The following is a 23,030-nucleotide window of genomic DNA, read 5'->3' as shown; positions in this document are numbered from 1 at the left end:
TTTTAATTTCGTCATTTTTTCACCCAAATTTGTATGCTTATTAGCATAACATTTCTTTCTTAATGGGTGGCCAAAATCACTGTACCACTACATATGAAACGTCTAAAAAGACTAGTGATAAATAAAGTAAATGCCCATGATTTATCCCCATTGAATGCTTTGCTAGAACTAGAAGAGGTAAGTTTTGCAAGATGTAAGATAAATGATCTTAATTTTATAGTTAGTTCGAAAAAATTAAACGCTTTAAAATTAATGTTTGTTAGTGTGAATGAGCTATCAGGAGTGTCTTCTTTACACAATTTGAAAGAGTTATGTTTAATCTCCAGCGATATACCTAATCTCGATTTTTTAGGGAAATTATCATCTTTGGAGAAAATCAATATTTCTTCATGTAACTTTCAAAGTGAATCAATTAATATATCCTCTTTGTCAAATCTCAATAACTTAAAGTTTATATCTTTAATACTATTAAGAATAAAAGATATATCAGCTTTAGCTTCGCTTGAAAATGTAGAGGAGTTGAATCTTTCAAGAAATTTAATTGATAACATTCAGTCATTAAAAAATTTTTCAACTCTTAAAAAGCTTAACTTAATGAAGAACCAGATCAATGATATAAGAGCTTTAAGAAAGCTAAGTTCATTAAAAGAGTTAGATTTATCAAAAAATGAAATAGTTAATGTTTCCCCCCTCAAATCACTAAATAATCTGAATATGTTAGATATATCATCCAATAATATTAATGATATAACGGCCCTTAAAAATATTACTACGTTAACTACATTAGAGCTTGGCAATAACGATATCAACAATGTTGCTTCTATTTCTGATTTGGTTAATATTGAGGCCCTCACTATAAGTAACACAAAAGTGACAACATTAAATGGACTTGAGAAGTTAGTTAAACTCGAATATATAGAATTGCATGGACTAGTTGATGGTGGGGTTAATGTTACTCCTATACTAAACCATCCAAGTTTACGTTTCGTGGAAGTTGGGTTCAGGAACGTGAAAAAATACGCTAAGCTTGATTTTAAATCGAAGCCATACATTTTTTAATGGCGCAAATTAATTCATATTTGCGCCATTAAATTGACTACGCTTTATTCATCAATTGAGCGTAGTAGGGCGTTTATGCCTACTTTTTCACGTGTTTGTTTGTCTACTTTTTTCACGATGATTGCAGCGTACAGGCTGTGGGTGCCATCTTTTGAAGGTAGTGCGCCTGGTACAACTACTGCGCCTGCTGGTACGCGGCCGTAGTGAATTTCGCCGGTTTCTCGGTCATAAATACGGGTGCTTTGGCTGATGTAAACGCCCATTGAAATTACAGCGCCTTCTTCAACGATTACGCCTTCAACAATTTCAGAACGTGCGCCAATAAAGCAGTTGTCTTCAATGATAGTTGGGTTAGCTTGTAGAGGCTCTAAAACGCCGCCTATGCCAACGCCACCTGATAAATGTACGTTCTTACCAATTTGTGCACACGAGCCTACAGTCGCCCATGTATCAACCATGGTGCCGTCGTCAACGTATGCGCCAATGTTTACGTACGATGGCATAAGTACAACGTTTTTACCTACAAAGCTGCCTTTACGTGCTACTGCGTTTGGTACTACGCGCATACCGCCTTGCTGAAACTGCTCTGGGGTGTAGTCGCTAAATTTAAGCGGTACTTTGTCGTAAAACTGGTTTACGCCATCGTTCATTGGTTGGTTGTCGCGAATACGAAACGACAGTAACACTGCTTTTTTAAGCCACTGGTGTACAACCCATTCACCCGATATTTTTTCAGCAACACGTGCTGCGCCGCTATCAAGTAAATCAAGTGCGTCGATAATAGCTTGTTTTACGTCGTTTGATACTGTGCTTGGGCTAATGCTATCGCGGTTGTCCCATGCGTTTTCGATCATCGTTTTTAAATCTGACATGTGTGTCCTCTATTCTGTTTCGGCGTTGAATTTTTTACGTAATGCCTGATGAATTTTTGCTTGCTCTTCATCAGTCAGCGCTTGGTATTCGTTATTTGATACAACAAAGAAATCCTCGGCACGTTCACCTACTGTGGTAATACGGGCAGCGTGAATGTGTAGTAAATGCGCTTGGAAAACTTCAGCTATTTTGGTTAGTAAACCTTGTATATCGACGGCTTGAATTTCTATTAAGCTACGGTCTTTGCGTGCATGTGGGCGCAGTACAATTTTAGGTTTAATATTAAAATCTTTAAAGCGTTGAGTTCTGCTCTTTTTAAAGCGAATTTTTTTACGCGGATCGCTTAGGGCTTGCTCAAGTCCACGTTTAATTGATTGCGCTCTACCACTGGCTATAGGGTCGCCGCTCACTTCAAGTATTACAAAGCTAAACAGTATATAACCGTCTTTTGTGGTCAGTACTTGAGCGTGTTGTATTTGTGCTTTTTTAGAGCCAATAACGCTCACTAATCTGGCAAATAGTGCGCCAGAGTAAGGGCTGTATACAAATACTTGTGTGCCACCATGCATCGCTTTGTTAGATACAACAACACTTGGCTGGCTTAAGTCTGTGCTATTTAATAAATGCTCGGTTTGCCATGATATTTGCTGTTCGCTAAAAGCGGTATAATAGTTGGCTTTAAAGCGGCTCCAAATTAAATCAATTTGTTCCTCTTGATAACCTAAATTAAGAAGACGCTGTTTAGCTTGATGCTTTTTGTCGCGAATTTGGTCGCGTTGATCCATTGGGTTTTCGAGCCCTAAGCGCAGTGCGCGTTGCGTGTGTAAATAAAGCTCACGCAGTAGGGTGTTTTTCCAATCGTTCCATAAGTTGTCGTTGGTTGCACGTATGTCGGCAACGGTTAAACAATATAAGTAGTCGAGTTGGCGCTCTGTTTTAATACGTGTTGCAAAGTCTTTTATTACAGCTGGGTCGTTAATATCTTTACGCTGTGCGGTAACCGACATAAGTAAATGGTTACTTACAAGCCATGCTACTAGCTTAGCATCAGCCGATGAAAAGCCATGCAATTTAGCAAAAGCTATGGCATCAACAGCGCCAAGTTCTGAATGGTCGCCACCTCGGCCTTTAGCAATATCATGAAATATACCCGCTAAATAAAGTAGCTCTGGTTTATCCATTCGAGTTACTATTTCACTACAAATAGGAAACTCGCTAATGCCTGTTTTATCAAAGTATTCGTAAATATTTTTGATTAACTTATGGGTGTGCTCATCAACGGTATAGGCATGAAATAAATCAAACTGCATTTGCCCAAATATATTACGCCACTGTGGTAAGTAGGCGGCAAGCATGCCGTGCTTGTGCATCAGCGTAAATGCGCGTCCCATGCCATTAGGGTGTTTAACTAAGCGTAAAAATGCTTCACGGCAGGCTGCGTAATCTTGTAAATCACCCAATAAACGACGGCGCACCTGGCGAATGGTACGAATAGTACTTGGGTAAATATGGGTTATTACTGGGTTATCGGCTATGTGCTCAAATAATACAAAAAGTTGATCGCGTCTAAAAAATACCGACGGATCTTTTACGCGTATTTGATGGCCCACTTGTTCAAAGTTTCTGTCGAGTTCTATCACCGTTTTTTCACTACTTTCGGGCATTATACTTTGTTCAAAGTATGAAAGTAGCATTTGGTTAAGTTCGCGCACGCGGCTCATTATTCTAAATAAGCGTTTCATCATACGCTCAACGGAGGCTTTGCCGTCGCTACCAAAACCTAAAATTTCAGCGGCTTGCGGTTGATGATCAAACAATAAGCGGTTTTCAGCTCGCCCTGCTGCTAAATGCAGTGCAAAGCGAATGTTCCATAGGTTTTCTAGGCACTCGGAAAGCTCTTGAAACTCTTCGTGAGTTAAATATCCGTGGCTTATTAACTCTTGTAGGGTTTCGGTTCTAAAGTGCTTTTTTGCCACCCAAATAATGGTTTGTAAGTCGCGCAGACCACCGGGGTTTTCTTTAATGTTTGGCTCAAGGTTATACGCGGTGCCGTGGCACTTTCTGTGGCGTAAGTTTTGCTCTTGAACTTTAGCAGTAAAAAATTCACCTGAGCGCCATACTGGCGTTTCAAGAATATGCATTTTGAGTTTTTCAAACTCAATGTGGTTACCAAAAATAAGGCGGCTTTCGAGCAAGCTGGTGGCAAAAGTAACGTCTTCGCGTTTTTGCTCAATGGCTTGTTCTATCGTGCGCACGCTGTGGCCAATCTCTAAGTTGAGATCCCATAGCATGGTGACAAACAGGCCTATTTTTTCGCATATTTCTTCGCTTGGCGGTTTAGTTACAAGCAATAAAAAGTCGATGTCGGAGTAGGGATGTAGCTCGCCACGTCCGTATCCGCCTACAGCAATTAGCGCTAAATCAGGTTCATGCGCTAAGTCGTAAACATGAAACAGCTTTATGAGTAGGCGGTCAATAAACTCAGCCCGGGCATTAATTAAATTCCCAACCGGTTGTTTAGAAAACTCGTTATGTAGCCATTTATAAAAATAGCTAGAACAATCGCGATAATCACTAAGTTGCTCAGCATCGCTAAGCAACTTTTTTACTTTGTTGGGTAATGCCACGTGGGCTGGCTCCTTGTTGAACCTTTATTTTGATAAGTACTTTTATCAATGGTTCGGTTTTTATTAGTGTTCGATAATCCTGTCGATAGTATCATCTGATCGTAGCGTTAAAATTTCAACACCATTTTCAGTCACTAATAAAGTATGTTCCCATTGCGCAGACAAACTACGGTCGCGTGTAACTACTGTCCAATCATCTTTAAGAAGCTTACATTGGCGTTTACCCGCATTAACCATAGGTTCAATAGTTAAACACATACCTGCTTTTAAGGCTTCGCCAGTACCGGCTTTACCGTAATGCATTATTTGTGGTTCTTCATGAAATCCTGCGCCAATACCATGGCCGCAATACTCACGTACAATTGAGTAGTTAAAGCTCTCTGCATATTTTTGAATTGCTGAGCCAATATCACCCAAGCGCACACCTGGTTTTACCATTTTAATAGCAAGGTATAAGCTTTCTTGTGTTACTTCTGCAAGACGCTTAGCTTGAATGTTTGGTGTACCAACGTGGAACATTTTAGATGTGTCGCCGTGGTAACCATCTTTAATGACCGTTACGTCGATATTTACACTGTCGCCTTCTTTTAATGCTTTGTCATTTGGAATTCCGTGACAAATAACATGATTAACTGACGTACAAACTGATTTTGGAAAGCCATGATAATTTAACGGAGCAGGGATTGCTTGTTGCACATTAACAATATAATCATGACAAAGTGTATTTAGCTCATCGGTGGTAACACCTGGCACTACATGAGGGCCGATCATTTCAAGTACATCGGCCGCTAAGCGCCCAGCTACGCGCATTTTCTCTATTTCTTCAGGGGTCTTGATAATAGCGCTCATTGAGGCTCCAAAGTTGAGTTTTTAACATTTATCGCCGAACAAATTTTGCACGCGACGTTGAGTATTTAATTTTAATATGGTATAAAGCGCGCCGTCTTTTTACAAATAAATTCTTAAATGATTTTTTGTATTTAAGGCAAACACAATTTTATTTTAACACACACACGTATCGTCACATACACTTGGGTGCATTTGAAGTTTAATTACTTCGGTGTTGGTGCTATGGGATATGTGGAGGCCTAACCCTAAACAACTATAGAGGATCTATAAAATGGCAAACGTTTCAATGCGCGATATGCTTCAAGCTGGTGTTCACTTTGGTCACCAAGCACGTTACTGGAACCCTAAGATGAAGCCTTTCATCTTCGGCACACGTAACCGTGTACATATCATCAACCTTGAGCAAACTGTACCAATGTTCAACGACGCACTTAAGTTTTTATCAAGTGCTGCAGCAAACAAAGGTAAAGTTCTTTTCGTTGGTACTAAGCGCGCAGCAAGCGACGCAGTTAAATCAGCTGCTTTAGAAAGCGACCAGTTCTTCGTAAATCACCGTTGGTTAGGTGGTATGTTGACTAACTGGAAAACTGTACGTCAATCAATCAAGCGTCTTAAAGACCTTGAAGCACAAAGCCAAGACGGAACTTTCGAGAAATTAACTAAGAAAGAAACGTTAACGCTTAACCGCGAAATGGAAAAGCTTGAAAAGAGCCTTGGTGGTATCAAAAACATGGGCGGTCTTCCAGACGCGCTTTTCGTTATCGATGCTGACCACGAGCACATTGCTATCCGTGAAGCAAACAACCTAGGTATTCCAGTTGTTGCAATCGTAGATACTAACTCTAACCCAGACGGTGTTGATTACATCGTACCTGGTAACGATGATGCTATCCGTGCTGTAAGCCTTTACACTAGCGCTGTTGCAGCTGCTATTACTGAAGGTCGCGAGAATAACATCGTTGCTCAAGCTGAGAAAGACGATTTCGTTGAAGCTGAGTAATTAGCTGTCATCAAGTCTTCATCTTTTTAAGGTGAAGACTTGCTATTCTTGTCGAGCGGGTAACCCGCTTATCTAACCTGATTTCAGATTTGAGGATTTACTAATGGCTGTAACTACTGCCCTAGTTAAAGAATTACGCGAGCGCACAGGCGCTGGCATGATGGATTGTAAAAAAGCGTTAACTGAGACTGATGGCGACATCGAGTTAGCGATTGAAAACATGCGTAAAAGTGGCGCTGCTAAAGCTGCTAAAAAAGCAGGTAACATTGCTGCTGAAGGTACTATCATCATCAAGCAAAACGCGGGTGTTGCAGTACTAGTAGAAGTTAACTGTCAAACAGATTTCGTTGCAAAAGACGTAAGCTTCTTAGCATTTGCTAACAAAGTTGCTGACGCTGCAATTGCTGACACTATCTCTATCGAAGACTTACAAGCTAAGTTTGAAGAAGACCGTGTTGAGCTAGTTACTAAAATTGGCGAAAACATCAATGTACGTCGTTTACAGTACGTAACTGGTGAAAACCTAGTTGAGTACCGTCATGGCGATCGTATCGGTGTTGTTGTTGCGGGTGTTGCTGATGAAGAAACACTTAAGCACGTTGCAATGCACGTTGCTGCATCTAGCCCTGAATACTTAACACCTTCAGATGTACCAGCCGATGTTGTTGCTAAAGAAAAGCAAGTACAAATCGAAATCGCGATGAATGAAGGCAAGCCTGCTGAAATCGCTGAGAAGATGGTTGTTGGCCGCATGAAAAAATTCACTGGTGAGGTTTCTCTTACTGGTCAAGCTTTCATCATGGAGCCTAAGAAAACTGTTGGCGATATTCTTAAAGAGAAAAACGCAACAGTTACTAGCTTCGTACGTGTAGAAGTTGGTGAAGGTATCGAGAAGAAAGAAGAAGATTTTGCTGCTGAAGTTGCTGCTCAAATTGCTGCTGCTAAAGCTAAGTAAGATTACTATTTGTGAAGGATAATGAAATTAGATGCAATTAAAGTACTATTTGGTTTTGCTTCGCAGCTAGAAATTCTTTAAAATAACCGCGCTTTTATGTTTAACATAAGCGCGGTTATTTTTTATCCATAATTCAATAAAAGTTGGCCCCAATACTATGACTATCAATCGCAAACCTATTTTTAGACGTGTTCTTCTCAAATTAAGTGGTGAAGCTTTAATGGGAGACGAAGGCTTCGGCATCGATCCTAAAGTTTTAGACCGTATGGCACAAGAAATTAAAGAGCTAGTAGAGCTCGACGTAGAAGTGGGTTTAGTTATTGGTGGAGGTAACTTTTTACGCGGTGGATCACTTGCAGAAGCAGGTATGAATCGCGTAGTAGGCGATCACATGGGTATGCTTGCAACTGTTATGAACGGCCTTGCAATGCGTGATGCGCTACACCGTGCATTTGTAAATTGTCGTCTTATGTCGGCTATTCCGCTTAATGGTGTATGTGACGCTTATAACTGGGCTGAAGCAATTAGTTTATTGAAAACTGGTCGCGTAGTCATTTTTGCAGCGGGTACTGGTAACCCATTTTTTACTACCGATTCTGCAGCATGTTTACGCGGTATCGAAATTGAAGCGGATACAGTAATTAAAGCGACTAAGGTTGATGGCGTATACAGTGATGACCCTGTTAAAAACCCAGATGCGACGCTTTATACCCACTTAAGCTACAATGAAATCATTGAAAAAGAATTAAAAGTTATGGATTTAGCGGCATTTACTCTAGCCCGCGATCACAATATGCCATTGAGCGTATTTAACATGAATAAATCAGGCGCGCTAAAACGCGTAATTATGGGTGAAGAAGAAGGTACACTTATTTCTTCACAAGCCTCAGATGAAATAATCAAATAATTAGGATTAAACCGTGATTAACGATATTCAAAAAGACGCGCAAGCGCGCATGCAAAAAAGTGTAACTGCACTAGGTAGCCAATTATCTAAAATTCGTACTGGCCGTGCACATCCTGCAATCCTAGATGGCATTATGGTGTCGTACTACGGTGCACCAACGCCTTTAAACCAAGTTGCTAACGTAACAATTGAAGATTCTCGTACACTTGCTATTGGTGTATTTGATAAGTCTTTAGCGCAAGCTGTTGAAAAAGCAATTATGGCATCTGACTTAGGTTTAAACCCTATGTCGGCAGGTACTGTTATTCGCGTACCACTTCCTCCACTTACAGAAGAGCGTCGTAAAGACCTAATCAAAATTGTACGTGGCGAAGTTGAAGGCGGTCGTGTTGCTATTCGTAACATTCGTCGTGATGCTAATGGCGATGTAAAGGGTTTATTAAAAGATAAAGACATATCTGAAGATGAAGCGCGTCAATCGGATGATGCGATTCAAAAGCTTACTGATAAGTTTATTAAAGAAATGGATACTTTATTAGCTGCCAAAGAAACAGAATTGATGGAAATCTAAGTAAGGTCCTGTTTATCTTTCGAGGTTGAATTTGCAGCAGTGTGTTTGGTTTTTAGGCAAGGCAGAGCCTATGTTGTGTGGTTATTCCCCATAATTAGGCGATAACGATGCATAAAATCCAAACACGCGCTGCCCAAAGGGTTCTGCCTAGGGGCGATTAACTCTTTGTTGCCTACATGGATGTAGGTAAGGGGCGTGAGCAGGACGCGGAAGCTTTACTCGATTTTTACTTAGTCCACTAGGTTACAAATCTCGCGCCGCGATTAAGTCGCCCCTAGATTGAACAAATTACAATCCTGAAAGGTCGACAGGACCTATTAAAATTATTAGTTTTGAAACGCCGTCTAGGGTATACTAGGCGGCGTTTTTTTATGGAATACTCGATATTTATGGTTCTAGATGCTGACACAATTTCACAGCAATGTTTACCCAAACATGTTGCTATCATCATGGATGGGAACGGACGTTGGGCGCAAGCTAGAAATAGACCTCGTGTGTATGGGCATAAAAAAGGCGTAGACGCAGTTCGTCAATCTGTTCAGTTTTGTACTAAATTAGGGATACAATCGTTAACCTTATTTGCTTTTAGTAGTGAAAACTGGCGCCGCCCTGAAGACGAAGTAAACACTTTAATGGAGCTTTTCTTATTTGTTTTAACAAAGGAAGTTAAAAAGCTTCATAAAAACAATGTAAAACTGACCATTATTGGAGACTTATCACGATTTTCTGAAGGATTACGTAGCAAGGTAGACGCTGCGCATAAGCTGACTGAAAATAACACCGGGTTGCGTTTAAATGTTGCAGCTAATTACGGTGGTCGTTGGGATGTTGCCAATGCGGCAAAACAACTTGCTTTGCAAGTTGCGCAGGGCACACTAAACGCAGAAGATATTACAGAAGAGCGCTTAGCACAGCATATGAGCATGGCAGATCAGGCTGAACCTGATTTACTTATTCGCACTGGTGGCGATGTTCGTATTAGTAATTTTTTACTATGGCAAGTTGCTTATGCAGAACTTTACTTTACCGAGACACTTTGGCCAGATTTTAATGAAGCAGCATTTGCTGAGGCCATTGCGTGTTACGTTGCCAGAGAGCGACGTTTTGGTTGTACGGGCGAACAAATAAAACAATTACTCGCTCAAACCTAAATAGAATAAGGGTCACATTTTGTTAAAACAACGAATTTTAACCTCTCTAGTGCTAGCTCCATTAGCATTGGCTTTGGTTTTTTATACACCGCTTACGTTATTTAGTTACTTTGCTGGTGCAATTGTATTATTAGGCGCATGGGAATGGTCTGCATTTATGGGCCTTTGCGACAAGCTTAAACGTGCTGCCTTTGTTGTGTTTATTGGCGCTTTACTTGCCTTGCTTAATTTACATTGGCCTATTGAATCATTATGGGAAAATGGCAAGCTAGTCGGTGATGCAAACTACGTATTTACGCTTTCGTTTGCTTGGTGGATTGTTGCTAGCTATTTAATTTGGCGCTACCCAGAAATGGCTAAAGCGTGGAATGAAGGCCTAGTTATGCGCGGCATTGCAGGGCTACTCACGCTTGTACCGCTATGGCTTGCTCTAAATACACTACGTAGCGCGCAATATGCTGAATCAACTCATTTTGGTTCGGTGCTAATTTTAGTGGTACTCGGTATTGTATGGAGCGCAGATGTGGGTGCTTACTTTACGGGTAAAAGTTTTGGTAAACATAAGTTAATGCCTAAAGTAAGCCCTAATAAAACAATTGAAGGGTTAGCAGGCGGTGTAGTCGCTTCTATTATTTTTGTATTAGCATTTTGTCACTTTACCGATGTTGATTTAGTTGTATGGCCTGTGTACGCGATAATGACAGCATTTATTGCGTTGTTTTCTGCGGTAGGTGATTTACTGGAAAGCATGTTTAAACGTGAAGCTGGTTTAAAAGATAGCGGTCGATGTTTACCAGGACACGGCGGTATTTTAGATAGAATTGACAGCTTAACGGCTGCTGCTCCAATGTTTGTTATGTGCTATGCGTGGACTCTTAGTTTATGAGCCAAAAGCAATTGCTGGTTATTTTAGGCGCAACGGGCTCAATTGGTTTAAGTACACTTGATGTTGTGTCGCGCAATAAAGAGTTATTTGATGTTTTTGTTTTGGCTGCAGGACAAAATGCAAAGAAAATGGCGGAGTTGTGTATTGAACATGAACCGCTTTATGCGATTATGGCTAACCAGCAGGCCGCAGAGCAATTATCTGCGTATTTAGCTAATACTCAGTGCCAAACTCTTGTTATGCACGGTGAGCAAGCAATGAGTGACTTATGTGCTCATCCTGATGTTGACATTGTAATGTCGGCAATTGTAGGTGCAGCTGGTTTACTACCCACATTAAGTGCTGTTGAAGCGGGTAAAAAAGTACTACTAGCTAATAAAGAATCTTTAGTTATGTCAGGTCAGTTGTTTATTGATAAAGTTAAACAACATAAAGCCACTTTGCTGCCAATAGATAGCGAACATAATGCAATTTTTCAATGCCTACCGTCTTCGTTACAAAATGCCAAAGGCGATCAAAAACTACAGCAACATGGCGTAAGTAAAATTTTGCTTACCGGCTCTGGTGGCCCATTTTTAACGCGTGATATAAATACGTTAAAAGATGTAACCGTAAGTGAAGCCGTTGCACACCCTAACTGGTCGATGGGTCAAAAAATATCAGTAGATTCCGCAACTATGATGAACAAAGGTTTAGAGTTTATTGAAGCTAAGTGGTTATTCAATTGTGATGCGAGTGATATTGATGTGGTTATTCATCCACAAAGTATCATTCATTCAATGGTGCAGTACCACGATGGTTCTATTTTAGCGCAAATGGGTAACCCCGATATGCGCACGCCAATTGCCCATGCACTTGCGTATCCTGAGCGAATTAATGCGGGTGTTAAACCGTTAAACTTCTCTGACATTTGTGATTTTTCGTTTACTAAACCTGATTTTTCTCGTTATCCAAATTTACAATTAGCGATTGATGCGTGTAGTGCAGGGCAGGGCGCGACAACAACGGTTAATGCAGCAAATGAAATAGCTGTGGGCGCATTCTTAAACGGTAAAATTGGTTTTACCGATATATACAAAATAAATGCACAGACGCTAGAAGCTGCAACTTACACCAATGTGCAAAGCCTAGATGAAATTTTAGAGTGTGATAAATTAGCGCGTATTAGCGCTTCAGAATTTATAACAAAAGTGGCGCATTAATATGTTTGATTTTTTTTGGAATCTTGGCTCATTTATTTTAGCGCTTGGTATTTTAGTGGCCATACATGAATATGGCCATTTTTGGGTTGCACGAAAAATGGGCGTTAAAGTGCTGCGTTTTTCAATTGGTTTTGGTAAGCCACTGTTAAAATGGCATGACAAATATAATACCGAATACGTGATTGCCGCTATTCCATTAGGTGGTTATGTAAAAATGCTTGATGAGCGAGTTGATGACGTACCAGCAAATCAACGCCACTTGTCGTTTAACTCTAAATCTGTACAAGCGCGTATTGCTATTGTTGCTGCGGGACCAATGGCTAACTTTTTGTTTGCCATTTTTGCTCTTGCGGTGATGTATATGGTAGGTGTGCAATCGGTTAAGCCAGTTGTTGGCAGCATAACCGAAGGCAGTCGCGCAGAGCAGGCGGGCATTATGCCTTCTCAACATATTATAAAAATTGGTGATGATGACATAACGACATGGCAAGATGCCACATTTGCGCTTATGTCTAACTTAGGCGAAGAAAGCGTTGAAGTTATTGTTCGTGATAAAAACCTTCAACCACGCGTTAAAACGCTTAATTTAGAGGGTTGGAAGCTTGACCAGCGAGACGTACCACCACTGAGTTCGTTAGGTATTGTGCCATTTAGACCTCAAGCAACTTTAACAATTGCCGCCGTAACTAAAGACTCAGCCGCAGAACACGCTAATTTACAAGTTAACGACACAATTTTGGCTGTAAACGGTGAAACAATAAGCAATTGGCAGCAATTAGTTAATCTTATTACGCAATCAGCTAACAAATCTTTACAATTTAGTGTAAAAAGACAAGATACTATACAAGCCATTACAGTTACCCCTAAAGGGCGCATTGATAATAACGGTATTGAGCAAGGCTTTTTAGGTGTTGCTCCTGTTGTACAGCAATGGCCTGATGGCTATGTAGAGACAAGGCATTACGGCCCGCTCGATAGTATTGTGCGAGGCACAAAAGAAACTTGGCGCTTAATTACACTCAGTTTTGACATGATTGGTAATTTAATTACAGGCCAGGTTTCGGTTAAAAATTTAAGTGGTCCTGTGGGCATTGCAGTAGGCGCTGGAACTAGCGTAAGCTATGGGTTAGTGGCCTTTTTAAGCTTTTTAGCCTTAATAAGCGTTAACTTGGGTGTATTTAATTTATTACCCTTACCAGTGCTTGATGGCGGACACTTAATGTATTACATAATTGAACTTTTTCGTAAAAAGCCGGTCTCTGAAAAGACACAAGAGTTTGGTTTTAAAGTGGGTGCCTTGTTGCTCATTTTTCTAACATGTTTCGCTTTGTTCAATGATGTATCGCGTTTGTAGTTACAGCGTGGCAAATTACTAATTAGAACACGATTGTAAAGCACCATTAGTAAGGTGTTATGCGGTAATACAGTTGTAAAGGATAAAGATAATAAAATGGCTATAAAAAAACATTTGGCAATAACAAGTTTATTGGGTGCAAGTTTTGCAGCCCTAGGCCAAAACTCCTTTATTGTTGAAGACCTGAAAGTTGAAGGTTTGCAGCGCGTAGCACTTGGTGCAGCGCTAACACATATTCCTATTAACGTAGGCGATAATGTTGATGACTATACGATTTCAAAAACAATAAAGTCACTTTATCGTTCTGGGCACTTTGATAACATAAAAGCACTTCGTGATGGCAACAACGTTATTTTTAAAGTAACGGAACGTCCTACCATCAGCTTTATTGAGTTTGAAGGCAATAAAGACATTAAAGACGAGCAGCTTAATGAGTCTCTTGATCAGCAAGATATTCGCCAAGGTGAACCACTTGATAAAACCGTTATCGATAGTATCGAAAAAGGCTTAGTTGAGTTTTTCCACAGTATTGGTAAATACAACGCTAAAGTAGATATCAGTATTACTAAGCTGCCACGTAACCGCGTTAAACTTAAGTTAGAGTTTGATGAAGGTGATGCTGCTTCTATCCGCCAAATTAACTTAGTGGGTAATGAACTTTTTTCTAATGAAGAGCTTCTTAAACTTGCTGAATCGCAGCAAGATTTACCTTGGTGGCAGTTTATGGGTAGCGACCGTTACCAAAAGCAAACCATTGAAGGCGATTTAGAAAAAATTCGTAGTTATTATTTAGACCGTGGTTACCTGCGTTTTAATATCGACTCAACGCAAGTTTCAGTGAGCCCTGAACGTGAATCGGTTTACGTTACAGCTAACTTAACTGAAGGCGTAAAATATAAAGTTAAAGGTTTTGACTTTATTGGTGACTTGCTTGGCCGTGAAGACTTAATTAAAAGTGTTATCCCACTTAGAGCGGGTGAGCTTTATAACGGTTCTGTAGTTACTTCATCTGAAGAGTTTATTAAAAGCTACTTAGCACGTTTTGGTTACGCTAATGCTGAAGTGCGTACAATTCCAGAAATTGACGACGAAAAGCAAGAAGTACAATTAACACTATCGGTTAATCCAGGTAAGCGTGTATACGTTCGTCGTATTATTGTTGGTGGTAACCAAAATACGGCAGATGAAGTACTTCGTCGTGAAATGACACAACTTGAAGGCGCATGGTTATCTAATCAAAACCTTGAGCGTTCAAAACTGCAAATTCAACGTCTACCTTACATGGAAACTGTTGATTTTAACGTAGTGCCTGTACCCGGTGTGGATGACCAAGTAGATGTAGACTTTACTGTAAAAGAGCAATCTGCAGGTAGCTTTAATGCTGGTCTTGCTTATGGTTCTTACTTAGGTCTGCAGTTTAATATTGGTGTAACAGAATCTAACTTTTTAGGCACAGGTAACCAAATTGGTTTAAACCTTAATACGTCTACAGGTTCTGAAAGCTTAAGCTTATCGTACACAGACCCATACTTTACGCCAGATGGTGTATCGCAAGGCAGTAGCATCTTTTACAGAAACTACGATGCAAGTAAATTCAGTCTTGTTGAATATAAATCGAAAAGTTATGGTTTAGGCACAAATATTGGTTTTCCAATTGATGCTGTAAATCGTGTTAACTTTGGCGCCCGTTGGATTAAAGAAGAGCTTTCGGATATTGCAGAGTACGAGCAAACGCGTGTACTTCGTGAAACATTCTTAGATCCAGATAACCCAGATGCAGGCTTTGACTTTACTAAGTATGAGCTGAGTGTTGGCTGGTCGCGTATCACCGTTAACCGTGGTTTATTCCCAACAGCGGGTTCGCGTCAAACTCTAAACTTAACAGCAACAACGCCTAACTCAGATCTTCAGTACTTTAAACTGAACTACGATTCGCGTTTTTACTGGCCTATATCAAATGACCACCGTTGGGTATTCTCAACGCGTGCAGCACTTGGTTATGGTAATGGTTATGGTTCTACAAACGGGTATGAGCAAACACTTCCATTCCAAGAGTACTTCCGTATAACGGAAATGGAACTACGTGGCTTTGACCGTAATACAATATTACCACGTGCTGTGTCGCGTATACCGCAGTCTATTCCGGGTACGCCAGGTGCAGACGGTACTACAACCGGTAGCATTGGTGGTGCATCAGAATTTGATATTCTAGTGCCACAAGGTCGTATTGGTGGTAATGCCAAAGCAGTGGCAGGTATGGAGCTAATTGTTCCTACACCATTCTTAGATGAAGAAAATACCAGCTCTGTACGTACTAGCTTCTTTGTTGATGCTGCAAACGTATGGGATACTGAGTTTAACGTAGACCGCTATCAAAACTTAGGCGTTGATGAACGTGCTAAATTAGATGACTATTCAGACCCAATGCGTTTTAGGGTTTCAACCGGTCTTTCATTACAATGGATCTCTCCAATGGGTCCAATGCTGATCAGTTTTGCGTATCCATTGCAAAAAGAAGAAGATGACGATACGAAAACCATCAGCTTTAACATTAGTAACACTTTCTAAAGGAGTTTTTTGTGAAAAAATTATTTAAATCAACAGCTGTAGCAGTTTTAGCAACGTTAATGATGGGTACTTCTGTGAATGCATTTGCACACAAAGTAGGTATTGTTGATATGCAGGAAATCTACAAGCAAATTCCTCAAATGGCTAAAATTGAACAGTCTTTACAAACTGAGTTTGCTGAACGTCGTCAAGAGCTTGAAAAGTTACAAGGCGATATTCGTTTTGAAGCTGAAAAATTTAAACGTGAAAGTACAACGATGAGCCAAGCTCAAAAAGATACTCTGCGTGAAAAAATTCAAGGCATGCAAAAAAATCTTGCTGAACAAGGTCGCCCTTTAGAGCAAGAAATTAAAGCGCGTCAAAACCAAGAGCTTGCTAAAGTTCAAGGTGTAATCATCAAAACAATTGAAGAGATTGCTAAAGACGGCGACTTCGACGAAGTTAAAGTAAAAGACACTACTATTTACTTTAACCCTAAAGAAGTGACTGATCTTTCATCTAAAGTTGTAGCCGCTGTTAGTAAGAAATAATCACTCTATGCAAAATTATACGCTTTCGCAAATTGCGGAACTTCTAGGCGCCGAACTTCAGGGTGATGGCGCTTTAGAAATAAAAAAAATAGCGACACTTGCAAATGCCCATTCTGGGCATATTGCATTTTTAGCGAACTCAAAATATCGATCGCAACTTGAGACTACTCAAGCTAGTGCTGTAATAGTAAGCCAAGCCGATGCAGAGTACTTTAGTGGTAGCAAAATTATTGTTGCTAATCCGTATGTAAGTTACGCAAAATTAGCGCAATTTATGGATACAACACCACGCTCAGCCTCGACGGGTATTCATCCAAGTGCAACTGTTCATTCAACAGCGATTGTTAGTGATAGCGCCGCTATTGGTGCTAACGCAGTCATTGAAGCTCATGCAGTGATAGGTGACAACGCGCAAATTGGTCCGAACAGTTTTATCGGGGAACGTGTTAAAATAGGTTCTGGCACTAAGCTTTGGCCTAGTGTGACTATTTATCACGATGTTGAAATTGGTTCAGATTGTTTGTTTCAAGCAAATAGTGTTGTAGGTAGTGATGGGTTTGGTTATGCAAATGAGCGCGGGCAGTGGGTTAAGATACCTCAACTTGGTTCAGTGATCATAGGCAACAAAGTTGAAATTGGTGCAAGTACGACAATTGATCGTGGTGCACTGGACAATACCATCATTCATAGCAATGTTATTATCGATAATCAGTGTCAAATAGCGCACAACGTTGAAGTTAATTCAGGCACCGCAATAGCGGGCTGCACTGTACTTGCAGGAAGCGTTACCATTGGCAAGAACTGTCAAATTGGTGGCATGGTTGCAATTAATGGTCACATGTCTGTATGTGATGGTGTTATAATTACCGGCATGAGTATGGTGACAAAATCAATCACCGAACCAGGTATTTACTCATCTGGTATGCCCCATACAACAAACAAAGAATGGCGTAAATCAATAGCTCACTTGCGTAACCTTTCAGACATGAAATCTCGTCTTAAAGCGCTTGAAGCATTGGCTAAGTCATAACGTTGAACACTAATAAGGATGCTATTTTGGCAAACGAATTAAATAGCCTTGATATTCAAGAAATTTTAAGTTTATTACCGCACCGTTACCCGATGCTATTAATTGATCGTGTTATTGATTTTACACCTGGCAAGTCTTTACATGCTATTAAAAATGTTTCTATAAATGAACCAATTTTTACTGGGCACTTTCCAAATCAGCCAATTTTTCCTGGTGTGCTAATATTAGAATCAATGGCGCAAGCAACGGGTTTATTAGGTTTTAAAACAGTAGAAAACCGTAGCGAAAACGAATTGTATTTGTTTGCTGCTGTTGATAACGCACGTTTTAAACAACCTGTAATTCCTGGTGATACAATGCATCTTCATGTTGAGTTTTTAAAAGAACGTCGCAACATTTGGAAGTTTGCTGCAGAAGCTAGAGTCGACGGCAAAATAGTGTGTAGTGCCGAAATTATGTGTGCGAGAAGAGAGTTTTAATAGTGATCCATTCTACAGCAATAATCGAACCTGGCGCTAAACTAGGCAACAATGTCTCAGTTGGTCCGTATAGTTATATTGGCAATGATGTTGTTATCGGTGATAACTGTATTATTGAGTCTCACGTTGTTGTTAAAGGGCCGTCAACTATTGGCTCTGGCAATCATATTTTTCAGTTTGCGTCTGTGGGTGAAGCCTGCCAAGACAAAAAATACAACAACGAGCCAACCACTTTAATCATGGGTGATAACAACGTTATCCGTGAATGTGCCACTATTCACCGTGGTACGATTCAAGACCAAGGTGTTACTAAAATTGGTAGTAATAATTTGTTTATGGCTTATACACACGTTGCACATGACGCGGTAATTGGCGATAACGTAATTTTTGCTAACAACGCAAGTGTGGCCGGCCATGTACATGTAGGCGATTGGGTTATCCTTGGTGGTAATTCGGGTGTTCATCAGTTTTGTAAAATTGGTGCACATGCCTTTATTGGTATGTATTCAGGTGTTAACAAAGATGTACCACCATTTGTTACTACCATTGGTATGCCAGCAGGCCCTGCAGCTATCAATAAAGAAGGCATGAAACGTCGTGGTTTCGAAAGTGATGAAATTATGGCTGTACGCCGTGCATACAAAGCATTTTATCGTAAAAGCTTAGGTGCTGAAGAAGCTATTGAGTCGCTTAGTGAAGATGCCGCAAAGTATCCTGCTGTGAAATTGATGGTCGACTTTGTTAAAAACTCAGAGCGCGGCATCGTAAGATAATTCGCGGGTTTGCTTTAAGCATTAAAAAAACCACCCTAGATGATAAATCGAAGGTGGTTTTTTATTGCCCTGCTTTAAGCTAATTCAGTTAATACTCAGGGTAATTGAGTTAGTATGCGGGTAATTTATATAATAAAAGCCGTCCTATGCGTTTACCTAAGTTAGTAGTCACTCTTTTTATTACTTCAGTTTTAGCCGCTTGTAGTAGCCAGCCTATTGTTAAATCATCTGCTGGAGAAATCACTCAAGTTGGGAAAGCATCTTTTTATGCTGATAAATACCACGGAAGAACAACCGCCAACGGAGAGCGCTTTAGCCAACAAGCTGCAACAGCAGCCCATTTAGAATTTGATTTTGGTACTACGGTGGTTGTTACCAACCTCGCTAATAACAAATCAGTCACGGTAAGAATCAACGATAGAGGCCCGTATGTGCGAGGTCGTATTATTGATTTATCAAAAAGTATGTTTAAAAAAATAGCCGACCCTAAGGTCGGCGTTATTGATGTATCAGTAAAGGTTTTAAAACCGGGTAGTTAGCGAAACATAACCAGGATAAGCCACACTGAGCTCTTTATGAGAGCCTTGTGCGACTATTTGACCGTCTTCCAACCATACAACATTATCCATTTGAGCAAGTAGAGCGGGATCGTGCGTAATTGTCAGCACGCTCGCGTTATTCATAACATGCATTATTGCTTGCATTACCCCTTGCTTAGACTGATTATCAAGACCTTCTGTTGGTTCATCAAGAACCAAAATAGCCGGACTTTTAAGCAAAGCTTGTGCAATAGCTATACGTCTAGACTGACCTTGCGATACGTTACGCCCGCCAGTGCCTAGTTGTGTTTTTAAACCTTCTTTTAGCTCATTAAACCATGGGCTTAATTGCGCTAATGAGAGCGCTTCAATCATTTGCTCTTTAGTTGCATTTGGCGCGGCATAACGTAAATTTTCACTCAGTGTGCCATCAAAAATATGGTGCTGCTGAGCGAGTATATTTATCACACTTGCGCGTATATCATTATTTAACGAATGTAAGTCAACAACGCTATTTTGATTATTTAGCGTTATGCTGCCTTGTTGTAAAGGCCATAAACCAGTCAGTAAATTTACAAGCGTCGTTTTACCGCTGCCGCTTCTACCAACAATCGCTACTTTTTGCTGAGGCATTAGCTCAAAGCTAACATCAGTTAGTGCTGTTTGTTCACCATATTGATAGCTAATATTGTTAAGTGCCAATGTGTTATTTTGCGCACTAAAGCTTTCATCTGCTTCTATAATTGTATTTTTATCTTGTGAGCTAGCTGCTTTATCTTCAAGTGTAAACAACCGCTCTGCTGCTTTTAATACGTTAGGTAGCTCAATAAACGCATTAGGAAGTAGTAATACACTCTCAAAACTTGCCAGTACAAACAGGCTTAACATAGCAAGTTCTACATTTACCATAGTATTGGCGTAAACCAACGGGACTATGGTGACTATGCTAGCAAGCATGGCTAATTGAACAACCAACAAGCTTAACCCATCTGAGTTTGCTAGTGCTTTGTGGCGAATAAATAATTGCTTATTGTACTGCTCGCTTAATTCGTCGCACTTATTAAGCTGCTGCGAACGGGCTTGATAAATACTAAGCTCTCTAAGGCCTGTAAGTGTATCTGAAAGCTCAGAGCGAAGTTGTGCACTAAGTTGTGTTTCTTTATGGCTGTTTTTAGTGAGCTTTGCGCTGAGTAGGGCAGGTATAACCACACCAATAAGTATAATGCCAGTAAAGCAAATAAGGGCGACGTTGCCATTATAAGCCGACATAAACAGCATGATGATTGGCACACTTAAAAGAGCGACCAGCATAGGAAGTAAAACGTTTAAATAAAACTTGTCGAGTGCGTCTACATCGTTTTGTAATCGGTTAACTAGATCAGCGCTGCGGCTCATTGCTAAATCAACATTGTTAAGCTTACTTAACGTTGCAAATACATTGGTACGTATTTCACTTAGTAATAAAAACGTGGCGTTATGAGTAACTAGGCGTTCGCCATAGCGCGATGCTGTTCGCACAATTGCTAAAAACCGAATCGTTCCTGCTGGAGTAAAGTAGTTCATTTGCACGCCCGCAAGACCTGCAGCCGCCATTGACGCTAAAAACCAGCCAGAAATAGCCAACAAGCCCACATTAGCTAATACCGTAATCGTTGCTAAAAATGTACCCAATAGCATCGCTTTATAATGAGGAGCACAAAGCTTTAATAAGCGAATAAAATTATGCATGCGCAACCCCTTGTTTGGCCGTTTTTAATAAATCAGCAAATGCACCATTTTGCGCTGCAAGTGTTTCAAAGTGACCTTGCTCAGCTATTTTTCCATCGTGCATAACAATGATATTACTGGCATGTTTAACGGTATTTAATCGATGAGCAATGACTAACACTAAGTTATTTTTAGCATATTCATTAATAGCATCTTGAATAAGCTGCTCTGTTTGGCTATCAAGGTGCGCTGTAGGCTCATCAAGCACTAAAACTGGTGCTTGTTTTATGAATGCACGTGCGAGTGCGATGCGTTGCTTTTGTCCGCCAGAAAGCCCTTCGCCTTGCTCACCTATCAGTGTGTTAAAACCATCGGGTAGGGTATTTATAAATTCAAGCACACCAGCTTGCTTTGCTGCATGTTCAAGCTCTTGCTGTGTGGCAGTTGGTTTGGCCAATTTAATGTTGGCAGCAATGGTGTCGTAAAACAGCGTCGCTTTTTGTGGTATCCATGCAATGTTATTTTGCAGGTAAGTAATATCGGTTGTGCTTAAACTCTGATCATTAATAGATAGGTGGTTTATCACCTCAGGGTGAAACCCTAATAAGCAATCAAACAACGTACTTTTACCTGAGCCACTACTGCCCACAACTGCAATTAAGCCTTTATTTGGCAGTGTTAAATTTATATTTTTAATCCCTTCGTTACTATCTGGGTATATAAAATTAAGGTCGGTAATACTTATTGAGTTAATTGTATTTAAAGTTAAATTGTTTTCAGGCGTGCTTGTAGTCACTGACGCATTTTCGTCACTTGGCAGTGGTGCATTTAAAATCGCAACCATATCGGCAGCGGCACTAATGCCTTGTAAGCGTGCATGGTAATGGCTACCTAGCTGGCGCAGTGGTAAATAAAATTCAGGCGCTAAAAGTAGCACCACAAAGCCAGTAGCAAAATCAAGAGTGCCAAAAAACAGTCTAAAACCAATAATTACTGCGACTAATGCCACGCTAATGGTGGCTAAAAACTCAAGTGCAAATGATGATAAAAACGCGATTTTTAAAACATCGAGTGTAGCGTGTCTAAAATCATCTGAAATTTTAGCTATTTGTTTAAGCTCGGTACGTGTTGCATTAAATAGCTTGAGTTGAGTTAAACCTTGTACGCGGTCAAAAAAGTAATTGCCCAGTACAGCAAGTTGCTTCCAGCGTTTTTGGTTTAAAGCTTCGGCTTTTGAGCCTACTAAAATCATGAAAAAAGGAATGAGCGGGGCGGTTAATAAAAATATCAACCCAGCTTTATAATCTGTCGGAAAAATAACAACCAATATTGCCAGCGGAATAAGCGCGCTGTAAGCAGCACCAGGTAGGTATTTAGCATAATAGTCGTGGAGTGCTTCTACGCCATTATGTAGGGTATTTAATGTAGCGCCTTGGCCGTGTTGTTCTATATAGCTTGGCCCAAGTAAGCTGAGCTTATTTAGAAGTGTTTGGCGCATTGCCGATTTTATTTTAAGTGCAGCATATGCACTCAAGCGTTCGCTTAATGCTAAAAATATTGCACGCAGTAAAGTAATACCTGCTAAGGGCCACAGTAAGTGTGTAACGCCGCTTAAGCTGCTGCCTTCAAACATTACATTATGAATAGCTTGAGCCAGTAAATAAGCACCTGCAATCATCAGTAATGCGTTAAAAGTACCCAGTGCAATGCTTAACTTTAACCACACTGCAGCGGGTTTACTTTGACGCTTTAAAAAAGCGCGCAGTGATTGCTGCTGCGCGCGATCTGGTCGGGGGTTAGTCGTCATCTTTTGTGTTGTTAGCATCGTTTAATAAATCGTGCATGGCTTGTTCATCATCAGCAATGCTGTTTTTATTTTGATGAAATTCGTACCACATTACATTTATTACACCTAAGGTACAGGCCAAAAGTACACCTAAAATCCAAGCGAAATACCACATAGTTTAGTC

At 40.3% G+C, this 23,030-nt stretch carries 21 protein-coding genes; 15 read left to right on the top strand and 6 right to left on the bottom strand.

What is annotated here, in order from left to right; translation table 11 throughout:
- The first annotated feature begins 93 nt into the window (after positions 1-93).
- Positions 94-1,059, top strand: coding sequence for a leucine-rich repeat domain-containing protein (locus tag I6F54_RS18685; RefSeq protein WP_197142636.1), 966 nt, complete (start codon positions 94-96; stop codon positions 1,057-1,059).
- Positions 1,060-1,103: 44 nt separating this feature from the next.
- On the opposite strand, the gene dapD is transcribed toward I6F54_RS18685, so the two are convergent.
- The 3 genes from dapD to map all read right to left on the bottom strand — a co-directional run bounded on the left by dapD (position 1,104) and on the right by map (position 5,408).
- Positions 1,104-1,931: a 2,3,4,5-tetrahydropyridine-2,6-dicarboxylate N-succinyltransferase gene (gene dapD / locus I6F54_RS18680; protein ID WP_197142634.1), complete on the bottom strand. Its 828-nt coding sequence runs from the start codon at positions 1,929-1,931 to the stop codon at positions 1,104-1,106.
- A 9-nt stretch (positions 1,932-1,940) separates the two neighbouring features.
- Positions 1,941-4,559, bottom strand: a complete 2,619-nt coding sequence (gene glnD / locus I6F54_RS18675) for a [protein-PII] uridylyltransferase (protein WP_197142632.1) — start codon at positions 4,557-4,559, stop codon at positions 1,941-1,943.
- A gap of 63 nt (positions 4,560-4,622) precedes the next feature.
- Complete coding sequence (map, locus tag I6F54_RS18670; RefSeq protein ID WP_007376820.1) at positions 4,623-5,408, bottom strand: type I methionyl aminopeptidase; 786 nt, start codon at positions 5,406-5,408, stop codon at positions 4,623-4,625.
- Between the two features lie 271 nt (positions 5,409-5,679).
- Between map and rpsB the strand changes: the two genes are divergently transcribed.
- The 14 genes from rpsB to I6F54_RS18600 all read left to right on the top strand — a co-directional run bounded on the left by rpsB (position 5,680) and on the right by I6F54_RS18600 (position 19,353).
- Positions 5,680-6,408 carry a 30S ribosomal protein S2 gene (gene rpsB, locus I6F54_RS18665; RefSeq protein ID WP_007580978.1) on the top strand — a complete coding sequence of 243 codons (729 nt, stop codon included), beginning with the start codon at positions 5,680-5,682 and terminating at the stop codon, positions 6,406-6,408.
- A 103-nt stretch (positions 6,409-6,511) separates the two neighbouring features.
- Positions 6,512-7,363: a translation elongation factor Ts gene (gene tsf, locus I6F54_RS18660; protein ID WP_007580981.1), complete on the top strand. Its 852-nt coding sequence runs from the start codon at positions 6,512-6,514 to the stop codon at positions 7,361-7,363.
- Positions 7,364-7,520: 157 nt separating this feature from the next.
- A complete protein-coding gene (gene pyrH / locus I6F54_RS18655) occupies positions 7,521-8,270 on the top strand; it encodes a UMP kinase (protein ID WP_007580982.1) in 750 nt (249 codons plus the stop codon).
- A gap of 49 nt (positions 8,271-8,319) precedes the next feature.
- The gene (gene frr / locus I6F54_RS18650; protein WP_206008562.1) at positions 8,320-8,841 is read left to right on the top strand and encodes a ribosome recycling factor; all 522 of its coding nucleotides are present in this window, start codon (positions 8,320-8,322) and stop codon (positions 8,839-8,841) included.
- Positions 8,842-9,212: 371 nt separating this feature from the next.
- Positions 9,213-9,992, top strand: coding sequence for an isoprenyl transferase (locus tag I6F54_RS18645; RefSeq protein ID WP_007580985.1), 780 nt, complete (start codon positions 9,213-9,215; stop codon positions 9,990-9,992).
- Between the two features lie 19 nt (positions 9,993-10,011).
- The gene (locus I6F54_RS18640) at positions 10,012-10,878 is read left to right on the top strand and encodes a phosphatidate cytidylyltransferase (protein ID WP_007580986.1); all 867 of its coding nucleotides are present in this window, start codon (positions 10,012-10,014) and stop codon (positions 10,876-10,878) included.
- The gene (gene ispC, locus I6F54_RS18635; protein WP_024590724.1) at positions 10,875-12,080 is read left to right on the top strand and encodes a 1-deoxy-D-xylulose-5-phosphate reductoisomerase; all 1,206 of its coding nucleotides are present in this window, start codon (positions 10,875-10,877) and stop codon (positions 12,078-12,080) included. Before I6F54_RS18640 ends, ispC begins: the two co-directional genes overlap by 4 nt.
- A gap of 1 nt (position 12,081) precedes the next feature.
- Positions 12,082-13,434 carry a sigma E protease regulator RseP gene (gene rseP, locus I6F54_RS18630; protein WP_010553745.1) on the top strand — a complete coding sequence of 451 codons (1,353 nt, stop codon included), beginning with the start codon at positions 12,082-12,084 and terminating at the stop codon, positions 13,432-13,434.
- Between the two features lie 96 nt (positions 13,435-13,530).
- The gene (gene bamA / locus I6F54_RS18625; RefSeq protein WP_007580991.1) at positions 13,531-16,002 is read left to right on the top strand and encodes an outer membrane protein assembly factor BamA; all 2,472 of its coding nucleotides are present in this window, start codon (positions 13,531-13,533) and stop codon (positions 16,000-16,002) included.
- Positions 16,003-16,013: 11 nt separating this feature from the next.
- Positions 16,014-16,532, top strand: coding sequence for an OmpH family outer membrane protein (locus I6F54_RS18620; protein WP_007580993.1), 519 nt, complete (start codon positions 16,014-16,016; stop codon positions 16,530-16,532).
- 7 nt (positions 16,533-16,539) lie between these two features.
- A complete protein-coding gene (lpxD, locus tag I6F54_RS18615) occupies positions 16,540-17,562 on the top strand; it encodes a UDP-3-O-(3-hydroxymyristoyl)glucosamine N-acyltransferase (protein WP_007580995.1) in 1,023 nt (340 codons plus the stop codon).
- Between the two features lie 26 nt (positions 17,563-17,588).
- The gene (fabZ, locus tag I6F54_RS18610) at positions 17,589-18,041 is read left to right on the top strand and encodes a 3-hydroxyacyl-ACP dehydratase FabZ (RefSeq protein WP_007580997.1); all 453 of its coding nucleotides are present in this window, start codon (positions 17,589-17,591) and stop codon (positions 18,039-18,041) included.
- A gap of 2 nt (positions 18,042-18,043) precedes the next feature.
- Positions 18,044-18,814, top strand: coding sequence for an acyl-ACP--UDP-N-acetylglucosamine O-acyltransferase (gene lpxA / locus I6F54_RS18605; protein WP_007580998.1), 771 nt, complete (start codon positions 18,044-18,046; stop codon positions 18,812-18,814).
- Positions 18,815-18,960: 146 nt separating this feature from the next.
- A complete protein-coding gene (locus tag I6F54_RS18600; protein ID WP_010553743.1) occupies positions 18,961-19,353 on the top strand; it encodes a septal ring lytic transglycosylase RlpA family protein in 393 nt (130 codons plus the stop codon).
- On the opposite strand, the gene cydC is transcribed toward I6F54_RS18600, so the two are convergent.
- The 3 genes from cydC to cydX are packed head-to-tail and all read right to left on the bottom strand — an operon-like array spanning position 19,336 to position 23,021.
- Complete coding sequence (gene cydC / locus I6F54_RS18595; RefSeq protein ID WP_197119485.1) at positions 19,336-21,081, bottom strand: thiol reductant ABC exporter subunit CydC; 1,746 nt, start codon at positions 21,079-21,081, stop codon at positions 19,336-19,338. The genes I6F54_RS18600 and cydC overlap by 18 nt on opposite strands.
- Positions 21,074-22,867 (bottom strand): thiol reductant ABC exporter subunit CydD, encoded by a 1,794-nt coding sequence (gene cydD / locus I6F54_RS18590; protein WP_197119486.1) that lies wholly within the window; start codon positions 22,865-22,867, stop codon positions 21,074-21,076. Before cydD ends, cydC begins: the two co-directional genes overlap by 8 nt.
- Positions 22,857-23,021, bottom strand: coding sequence for a cytochrome bd-I oxidase subunit CydX (gene cydX / locus I6F54_RS18585; protein ID WP_002958303.1), 165 nt, complete (start codon positions 23,019-23,021; stop codon positions 22,857-22,859). The genes cydD and cydX overlap by 11 nt, the downstream gene beginning before the upstream one ends.
- Between the last annotated feature and the right edge of the window lie 9 nt (positions 23,022-23,030).

The organism is Pseudoalteromonas sp. SWXJZ10B (assembly GCF_015864475.1).
Classification (GTDB): Bacteria; Pseudomonadota; Gammaproteobacteria; order Enterobacterales; family Alteromonadaceae; genus Pseudoalteromonas; species Pseudoalteromonas arctica.
This window is presented reverse-complemented; position numbering and strand designations above follow the sequence as displayed.